This is a genomic window from Endozoicomonas sp. Z74 (assembly GCF_057680865.1).
Genome location: NZ_JBLYZI010000212.1, coordinates 1 through 2235 on the forward strand (window position 1 = coordinate 1; position 2235 = coordinate 2235).

General features: G+C 54.4%; 2 protein-coding genes. Both read right to left on the reverse strand.

Features of this window, described 5'->3' with window-relative positions; translation table 11 throughout:
- Nucleotides 1–38 precede the first annotated feature (38 nt).
- Nucleotides 39–1970 carry a replication endonuclease gene (locus tag ACNRUY_RS26280; protein WP_488114625.1) on the reverse strand — a complete coding sequence of 644 codons (1932 nt, stop codon included), beginning with the start codon at nt 1968–1970 and terminating at the stop codon, nt 39–41.
- 2 nt (nt 1971–1972) lie between these two features.
- Nucleotides 1973–2235 (reverse strand): hypothetical protein (locus ACNRUY_RS26285; RefSeq protein WP_488114626.1); only part of this gene is annotated, 263 nt, incomplete at its 5' end.

Here is a 2235-nt window from a genome sequence, read left to right on the forward strand (position 1 = left end):
AAAAGCGATTTTTTCAAGTTCTTTGTAATCCATAGTTCCTACCCTGCCCCCATGGGTTCATAAAACCAACGGCCACCCCTTTCAACCACCTGCCGGGGTTCCGTACAGTTATTTACACAAGTCCAAGTAGCCGCGCTGCGCGCGTCTTTTTGGAATGCCGCTGGCGCGGCCTTTAAAGCCCTATCCGTTAAATCCCGAACATCAAAACCGGCCTTGATTTTGGATACCGCTTTCCCCGCTTTGACAATCCGCCGTTGTCGAATCGTCCATTGATAAAACCGGCTTAATACTTCCTTGCCAGCAATAACAATTCCCTTCACTGCTTTTGCTGTGCCCTGGCTCACCACCCCGAACATCGACGCCACCCTATTCTCTGCCCCGGTCGGCTTCAGGGTTTCCGTGTTCCACGGCCTCACCACCTGTTCATCCCGCTTTACCGTCGCCCCGCCCTGGAGCCGGGTATACTCTGCCCAGTCCCCGTCGTCTGCTGCCTGACGTATCACGTCGAACGCTTCCCGCTCGTCTTCTGACAACCGCGCGTTTTCCGGTAGCATGTTTTGCCAGTTTTCCACCTGTTCCGGCGTGCGGATTTTCCGCAACTCCCGCCACGCGGTGACATTGGCACCGCCCACCGGCTGAAACTGTCGTATTCCCCACAATGCCGCCCAGGCATCCGCCCTAAGACAACTGTCCGCAATAAAGCCCCCGGTTTCATCGCTGGTTTCACCCTCAATCCCAGCCCCGTCGATGTTTTTCGAAACATATTTCACCACGTACCCGGTGGCGCTCCCTTTTGCTGGATCCACCTTAATCACCTTGAACCGGTTAGCCGCTGCCCCCTGTTCGTCCCCGTCCACCATTAGCGCGTGTTTCTGGAAAATCTGCATTGCCCGGTTGGCCTGCCCTGGCGCAAAGAACAGGACTAAATGCCAGTGGGGGGTTCCGTCGTGGTGGGGTTCCCTAATGCATTTGCCGTATTCCCTAATGCCGTTCCTGTCCCATTCCGCCCTGACCCGCGCCCATACGCCGTTCAGGTACGCCTGAACGTCCCTAGGGTTTGAGCCGTTCCACTTAGGGTTTCGGAAGCATTTACCGCCCCGCTTGATCATGCAGTGGTACTTACTGGGGGCTGTTAGGGTAATGAACAGGCAGACATCCCCGGACGCTTTCGCCAGCTCTTCAAACCCGGACATCCGCGCCAGCAATTCCAGCCGACGCAAGGCCGGGTTAGCAATGCCCTTTTCCGCCAATTGCGCCAGCGAATAACAATCTCCATGCTGGTTTTCCGCTTCCATTCGCCCCATGTTGTCCAGATTGCGCCGCTTCTGCTGCTGCCGCCGGTTCAACCCATGCCCGGACACATAGCCGCCGTGGTCGGCGGACACCTGCCCCAGTTCCCTAAGTACGCTTTCCAGTTCCCGTTTCTGCCGGGTTCGCAACTGCCGCCGCCACCACATCGGCTCGCAAGCTTTTGCGATAGCGGTCATGTATTCGTCCTGGGTTGGTTCCCGGTTGACGCGCCTAGGGATCGGTAGGGACAGTCCATAGGTTTCGAGATAGGTTTCTGCTAGGGATTTCACCGCCTGCCAGCCGGTTTTCCTGACCGCCGCTTCTAGGTTTTCCCTGGTGGCCTGACGTTTGGCCGCCAACCCTTTAACCCTAACCACCGCCCCGGCCTGATAGGTTTGCCTGACTTGATTTTCTAGGGTTTCGGCTTTCAGTTTTGCCACGGCCTGAACGCTTTCATCCTCGCTGGACAGCTTCAAGCCGGGAATATCCCAATTCAGTACTTTATGAATGGACAGCAACCAGCGATTAGCAGCCACTTTGCCGCGCCGCTTATTGGTTTTCAGATAATGAGCTTTCAGGAGTTGATCAAAACCGGGATGTGAATCAAAGATTTCATTTCGAAACCGCCGATCCTCGATTGTCCCGATTTGATCAATGTGGGAATAGTCGGGCTTTTTCATGGCTAGAATGGAATATCATCATCGCACGATTCACAAAAACCGTATTCAACCTCTGGACGAATCCCGCACGATACACACATTCCCGCTTTTTTCCTTTCTTCCTGCCGTTTTCTATACTCTTCTATTCGCTCCCACCTGGCTTTTTCGTCCTGTTCTTTTTTCCTGGCCTGCTCCCTGCATTGTTCTTCCTGCTGAGTCAATAAAGCGATTGTTCGAACCTGATAATTTACTCCCTTTTCATCCAACAGCTCTCTAACTGCTTCAA